Genomic DNA, 7,431 nt, shown 5'->3' with positions numbered 1-7,431 from the left:
TTTCAGCAGAACAGGAGAATCCGGAAGCAAAGAAAAAATATTTTCAGAAATGGTTTATTGCCTTCTTACCCCCCAGTCAAAAGCCGTTTACTGCTGGGCGGCGGTCGGCGAACTTAAAAACAAGGGGCTGCTGTTTAAAGGCGGGGAGGAAGAAGTAGCCGCCGAGCTGCGGAAGGTCCGTTTCCCTAACAATAAATCCCTCTATATACTGGAAGCGAGATCAAAACTGCCGGGAATAATGCATTTTCTCAAGCAGGAAAACAATCCACTGGAATTACGAAAGCGCCTCATTAAAGACATAAAGGGCTACGGCTTCAAGGAAGCGAGCCATTTTCTGCGCAACATAGGGAAAGGAGAACATCTGGCCATACTCGACAGGCACATCCTGCGGAACCTTAAAACTTTCGGAGTTATAGAGGAAATCCCCGAGTCAATTAATGAAAAAAAATATTTTGAGATCGAAAAACTATTTATGCTCTTCGCGAAGGATCTGAACATACCTCCCGCGGAACTGGATCTGCTGCTCTGGTACAAGGAAACCGGAAAAGTTTTCAAATAAAATTTCCCCCGCGCCTACGGAACCGGTCTTCCGAAGCGCTTACGCGGATACCCTGCGCAAAAAGCAGCCTGCCCGCTTTTACATTATTTGCTGTATAAAACCCGCAGAAATTCCGCGATTTTGCCGTTATCAGCCGGCCGGGGATTGACCGCCATAAGGGAAGACACTGCGGCTTCGGCGGCTATATCATCTATCATAGCTTCAAATTTCGCGCCCAGAAAAGACAGCGAATTGTCTATCCCCATTTTTGAGTTGAGTTCTCTTATATATTCCGCCAGACCTCCGTGCGCTATAGCCAGAGAAGACGCTATCCTGTCATATTTTTCAAAGGCTTCGGGAAAATTGTAATCTATCACCGAGGGGAGAAGAATAGCGTTTATTCTGCCGTGAGCGACGCCGAAACGCCCGCCTATGGAGTGCGCGAGAGCGTGGCAGAGGCCCAGCCTGGCGTTTGAGAAAGCCTGCCCTGCCATCATGTTTCCGCAATGCGCCTGTTCGCGCGCTTCGGCGGAACCTTTATAGCCGGCAAGCACGTTTTTCCCTAACATCTCCGCAGCTTTAAGAGCCATTGTGTCCGCGGGGATATTCTCTATGGTTGAAACATAGGCCTCAACGGCATGGGTCAGAGCGTCCATGGCGGATGAAGCGAAAACATCCGCGGGCAAAGACGCTATAAAATCGCTGTCATAATAAGCCTCATCAGGTATAAGATACGGCGAGACGACGCCCCTTTTAACATTGTCTTTTTTTGTCACAACGGCCACGCTCGTAACAGCTGTACCGGTGCCGGATGTAGTTTCCGCGGCGATCAGCCGGGGATAGTTTCCGCAGGGAATGCCTTCATTATAAATTTTTTCAAAAGTCAGCCCCGGACAAGCCGCTACGCACAGAGCGAGTTTCACCCCGTCTATGACAGAGCCGCCGCCGACGGCTATCACGGGCAGCTCCGGAGAAGATTTTATTTTTTTTCTCAAAACCCCGGCAAGCTTTAAAATGTCTTCTTCGCAGGGCTCGCCGGTTGAGGACGCACGGGAAAACAAAACAGGATCCGGGTCAATGTTTTTAATCAGCGCCGGAAAATGCCTGTATACCGAGGGACTCACCACGGCGTTTCCGCGCGGGATACGCTGCGCCGCGCCGGACCCGAAAAAAACAAACTTCGGCCCGTGAAATGTTATTATTCCGATTTTTTCCATAGAAGTTATTTTACCAAATAAAAATGATGCCGACCACTTTTTTATTTCAGGAGCTGCTCATAATATTCTTTGAGCATATCTTGGTATTTGAGCGGACGCTCGCCGCGCATAGCGTCATTGATGATCTCGCCCTCAGCGTCATAACCGGGCCGCAGAGAACGGGGAATGTTAAAATCATATTGCTTAAACCCCGCGCCGGGAGAAGATTGCCCCGGAGAATCTCCCTTCCCGCCTGAAGAAGGAAAAAATGAGGGCATGGATGAGCCGCCGGGTTCAGACTGCGGGTTGAATTCAAAATCATCCATTCCCTTCTGGGCTTTTTTGAGCTGATAGAGCGCCCTTTCCTGAAAGGCCAGAGAATCCGCCGGCAGGCCCGCCTTCAGGGAAGATGCGGCGGAAATCATCTCTCTGCGGGCGGCTCTGACATTTCCCGCGATAGCGGAAGGAAACTGGGCGCTCTGCCTTGAGTACTCGCGCATCTTTTTTTCAAGAGCCGCCGCGCGCCCGGCAAGAGCCGTCTGCGCCGACGATATTTCCATAGCGTATTCCATCTCATCCTGATTCAGAGTCCGGGCGGCGGTATCGGAATAAATATCAAAAAAATCCCTTATCTCATCCCGCGCTTCGCTCAGTATATTCGCTGTTGAACTGCTGATATCCATGGCCGCCAGCGCCCGGAGCTGTTTTTGGGCATCTTCAAGAGGCCTTTCAAAATCAAAACCCTTATCCATAAATCTTTCAGCGAAATCCGAAACATTTCTGTTGAAATTATAAAGGCCCTGCGAAAGCCGCGCGGCCTCTTTAGCGAACAATTTGTTTCTGTCGTTCAGCAGGCGCGCGGCGGAATTTTTAACCCCGTCAGCGCGGCCCCTCAGCTCCCGCGCTCTGCGGGCGGAGATCTCTTTCAGCCTGTCCCGGCCCCGCGCGAGCAGCGCTTCACTGCTTGCGATTATCTTTTCCTCGCCGCTTATTATTTCCGCCAGCGCCGTGTCTTTTTCTTTCCGGGGGAGCGACGGGGCTTCGACAGAAGAAAAACCCGCTTCAAGATTCTTCCTGATACCGCTCAAACTTTTAAGGAGCGCCTTCGCGTGTTCAACGGCCGAAGTGATGTCGCCTGAAGAAAGCGCCTCTTTGAGTCCTGAAACAGAATTCTCGACGGAATTGAAATCCATGGATTTGACTGAATCGGAATTCACGAATTCCTCCGGCAGATTCTGCGGCATGTTCTTAACTGTTTCGGCCAGCTCTCTCATGAGCTGGCCAATTTTTTCCGTCAGTGACCTTAACTCTTTCAGCATTTCTTCATCGGGGGCGGATGAGCCGAGAAAATCATTCAGTTTATCCGCCACTTCGGATGATTCGCGGGCTATGTTTCCCATATTATCCATCGAACTTCTTTTAAAAAGTTCTTCGCTGAAAGCGGAAAGTTTTTCCAGAGACTCCGCGATGTCATCCTGCGTATCAAAGGCGCCTTTCTTATCCCCCGCTTTCAATTCGTCCTGCGCTCGGCGGGCATCAGCGGCCAGCCCGTCCAGAGCTTTGCTCAATCCCCTGTATTCAGCGCTGTAATAGCTGCTGTAAAGAGGGTCTTTTTCCGCGCGCGCGGCGGTTAATGCAGCCTCCTCGGAAAGAGAGAGCAGTTTATTCTCGACTTCTCTCTGCCGGCGCGCGATCTCATCGGCGCTAAGGGCCTCGCGGTTAATATTCAATTCCGCCTGCTTCTGATAAAGGGCGAAAATGTTTTCCTTTAACGCCTCCTCGCCTCTCATATTTTCCCTGTGCGTGTGCAGAAAATCCTTTAATGTAACGGTGAAACGCCGGCTCTCGCCTCGCGCTCCGGATGCATCCAGGGCGGCAATCCAGTACTCCATCACATCCGCCGCCGCCATGACCTGCGAAAGTTTCCAATCCCATTTTCCGCGGGACGTTTTGGCATAACTGTTAAAGATCATTGTTTTTACGGGGGGGCCGCCGTTTTTTGAAGAGTAGAACATCACCTCCTTGACGCCGAAATCATCTTCGGCGAGCCAGGCGATATCAATGCCGGAAAAACTCTCATTTATTATCAGGTCCTCTCCGGGGCTCAATATATATGCCGACGGCGGGCTGTCCTCGGCCGCGTCCACCTTCCACACAACCGTTCCCGAAGAGACGAGCCCATCGCGTGAGAGGAGCTCTACCTTCCAGTGCCCGGCGCCGGATGCCGTGAAGGATCCTTTTGCCTGATCCCCCGATACAGCCATTTTTATTTTCTTTTCCTTCCCTTCAAAAACAGCGGTAATAGAGGCGCTTTCAAGTTTTTGCGACGATTTTATTATCAGCTCCGCCACGGTGCCCGGAAAAGCGGCAAAACCGCCGAAAGAACTCTCATCCTCCGGCAGGTTCAGATAAGCGGGGTAATTGATCTTGATTTTCCGCCAAAGGACTCTTGGCCTTTCAAGAAGCTTGATATCATAAACCTCCGAATATATATTTTTCCACCGGAACCTGATCTTAAAAGGCACGAGACACTTTTCTATCCTGAAAGAAAACAGACCCTCGCAGCCCCCGAGCTTCCTTTCCACCCATGTCGAAGAAGGGAACAAAAACATAGCCCGCGGTCTCGCCCCGGGGGTCGCGCGCGCAATCAGTTCCCAAGGCTCGCCCTTGACGGCGGTTTTCTCCATTTCGACAGACAGATAGCTTTTTATATCATCTCCGCGCGGAACAATCACTCTCCTCGCGGAAACAGAGTTAAAAAACAACACAGAGCCCGCCGCTATCATGGCAAGGACGGCTTTCGGATTCAACGACACAAATGACAACAGCCGGATATCTTTCACAATTTTCGCGGCAGTTTTGATTTCCTCGTCTATAAGCTCCCGCGAAATACCGAGCCCGGAGAGTTTTTCCCTGCTCACCGAAAGATCCCAGGCCCTAAGCACATCATCCCCTGCGGCCCGGGCGCTTTTCTCGCGGGCGGAGCTAAAAATTTCAATCAAACCCGTGGACAGTCTCACCATAAAGTAAACGCCGAAAAATATCAGCACAAAGCTCCTTATACGGAAACTCATGGGGAAGACAAGATCAGCGAGTGAAAAAACGGCAAAGCCCGCCGCGAACGAGGCCAATCTTATCAAAAGACAATTGGCCAAAGCGGCCATTACGCGCACTCCGTGCAGAACGCCCAGCCTCCTCAGGAAATCATCATTTATCATCGCGTGTTGTCCTTAAACCACAGCCACACGAAGAACAGAGCGGTAAAGATCAGATAATAATTTTTCATCGCCGGACGGTAAAAGAGCGAATCGTCAACGGGCGCGGGAATATCCGCGGCGCGGAATGAATCGCTGCCCAGATATTTTCCGAGCGAAAGGCGCGAGATCTCATGCAGATGAGAATGTTTGGCGAAAGTGTTTTCTTCTTCTATGCTTTTTTCCGTGACAGTGAATGAGAAAACCTTTTCCGCGCGCACACCCCTCTCACCCGAAACGGATACCCTGACGCTGTGCGGGCCGGACTCCTCTATTATCTTTTTCACCGCAAAAACGCCCGGCGACACCATAACCGGCGGAAGATAAGATTGTCCCCCGGGCGCGACATGCCGGACAGTGACGCCGGAATTCAACGCGTTCCTCAACTGTATCCGCAAAAGCAAGTCCTCTCCGATTTTATAATTCTTTCTGCCCGAAAGACTTATCTCATCAAGCAGGGGAGACCGCGTCAGCCACGCGAAAGAATTCTTAAAGAATTCCTGGTAAAAATACGACGTTTCCGGGCCCGCGAAAAAAAGGCGCCAGAGGCTGTTTGTCAAAAGCGTCATGATCCGGCCCTTCCCGCAGTCCCTGACGGCGGCAACAGGGTCGCCGCCGGAAGTTGTCAGAATACTCTGCGCATCAGGCGCGAGCCCCAAGGCGGGAGACATGCCCTTGAGCGGCACATCTCCGGATGCGGAAATACCGGAAATGAGGGAAGTGACGGGATGGGCGGGAGAGGCCCTGAGAAAAAAATTTTCTTCGCCGAAAGATCCGCCCGGGAGCTCTTTGACCGGAAGAATCTCCCCGAGCGGGCTTTTAAAATAATTCCCGTTACTGAAAAGATCTTCTCCGCCTATGAGCATAAGAGCCCCCCCTGATCTAATATGGCGCAGGAGCATCGAGAGATAATCGGGGCTTATGAATTTTGTGTAATCGAAATTAAGGAGTATCACAAGATCGTAATTCGTGATATCGTTTAAAAAGATTTCCCGCACGGGAAAAGGGATAAGAGAAAGTTTGTTGTCGGGGAAAGGGACATAATCCGAAGGGTTTCTCAGTATCACGAAAGAGGTGAGGTCTATCCTCTTGTCGGATTTTATCAGCGCCCGCAGATTGCTGTATTCCCAGCCTGGCCGGCCGCTTATAAAAAGAACTTTTATCAGCGATTTGAAAACAGACACTCTGAAAAAATCGGAGTTGTTCCCGGGATTAGTGTCGGAAGGCAGAAGCTCAACGTTATACCTGATATTATCCCCCGCCTCACCCGGAATAAACTCAACATCGATATCTTTGACAGTTTCACCTTCCGAAAAAACGACCGGCTTTTCGCCGGCTTTCTCCCCCGGGCGGCCTATTCTTATGCGCGCCTGGAAGCGGCCGGGAGGGCGCTCCACGCGCACACGCGCTTTTGAAACGGCGCCCTGAAACACCTTTTCGGGATACTCCAGTATTTTGACCGACATGTCATCCTCAAGAAGCTGTCCGAACCCTGCGGAGTGCACCGGTTTTGAAAAATAACAGGACTCGCCCGCCGTGTCTCTGCCGTCGGAAAGAAGGAGCATGGAGCCGCCTTCCGGCAAAGATGCTGTTATTTCAGAAGCGCTACGGGAGATAAGCGAGGAGCCGCCGGAGGCGCGGGAATTGAAAAACGCGCTTTCCTCGAGAAGGCACGGCTCGGAATCAAATGTGTAAAATAACAGCTTGAATTTCTTCTTAAGATCCGGCAATTCTCTCCGCAGCGCTCCCTTCGCCGCCTCAAGCCGGGAAGACCTGCCGTTTTCAACAGCCATACTCAATGAAGTATCAAGGCAAACGGCCAAAACAGGGGCGGGCGCGCTGCTCTTTTTTCTGATCGCGGGATTGGCGATGAGAAAGAAAACAACCGCGAGCGCCGCGAGCCTGTAAAAAGCTCTGCGGCGGCGTATCGTCAGATAGGCCAGCAGCGCGAAAAATACAAGAGTCAGATCTTCAATCATTTATAAAACAAGCGCCTCAGATGGCACCCGTAGACGGCCGCTCACGTATGCGGTTCGCTGCCAATTCGTATCGGGCGCTATGCAAAACCCCTCACTCATATGGCCCGCCCGCCACAGCGGACTTTCAGCTCCGGCTGCCATCTGAGGCACTTGCTGTACAATTTCAACCCGGTTACCATGATTTCAGTTTCCTCTCTATAAAATCCCTGTGTATGATGTCTTTTTTATAGGTGCCGGTCAGCGAATACATCACGATATTCACCGTGATTTTCACGGCCTCCAGCCGCTGAGCTTCGCCTCCGGGATAACAGCTGTAAATAAATCTTCCGCTCTCATCCCTGGCCCATGCGCCGAAAATATCGTTCCGCGAATATACGATCACCCAGCGCCCGTACGGGCGCTGGGTGATCGTATATTCGCGGAACGATATTTTCGGCGCATGGGCCAGGGATGAGAGCGGAAGA

Annotated in this window: 5 protein-coding genes; 1 reads left to right on the top strand and 4 read right to left on the bottom strand. The window is 51.5% G+C overall.

From position 1 onward, the window contains the following. Window positions 1-559: N-glycosylase/DNA lyase (locus FP827_07650; protein MBA3052941.1), on the top strand; the 559-nt coding region annotated here is incomplete at its 5' end. A gap of 83 nt (window positions 560-642) precedes the next feature. Here FP827_07650 and FP827_07645 read toward each other — a convergent pair. The 4 genes from FP827_07645 to FP827_07630 all read right to left on the bottom strand — a co-directional run. Then, window positions 643-1,755 (bottom strand): iron-containing alcohol dehydrogenase, encoded by a 1,113-nt coding sequence (locus tag FP827_07645; protein ID MBA3052940.1) that lies wholly within the window; start codon window positions 1,753-1,755, stop codon window positions 643-645. A 41-nt stretch (window positions 1,756-1,796) separates the two neighbouring features. Then, window positions 1,797-4,952: a DUF4175 family protein gene (locus tag FP827_07640; GenBank protein MBA3052939.1), complete on the bottom strand. Its 3,156-nt coding sequence runs from the start codon at window positions 4,950-4,952 to the stop codon at window positions 1,797-1,799. Continuing rightward, complete coding sequence (locus FP827_07635) at window positions 4,949-6,967, bottom strand: hypothetical protein (GenBank protein ID MBA3052938.1); 2,019 nt, start codon at window positions 6,965-6,967, stop codon at window positions 4,949-4,951. The genes FP827_07640 and FP827_07635 overlap by 4 nt, the downstream gene beginning before the upstream one ends. A 172-nt stretch (window positions 6,968-7,139) precedes the next feature. After that, the coding region (locus FP827_07630) for a DUF4159 domain-containing protein (GenBank protein MBA3052937.1) at window positions 7,140-7,431 on the bottom strand (292 nt) is incomplete at its 5' end.

The sequence above is a fragment of the Candidatus Omnitrophota bacterium genome, from assembly GCA_013791745.1.
Lineage (GTDB): Bacteria > CG03 > CG03 > CG03 > CG03 > CG03.
Note: the sequence above shows the minus strand (reverse complement) of the source record. Positions and strands in the feature narration are given on the sequence as shown.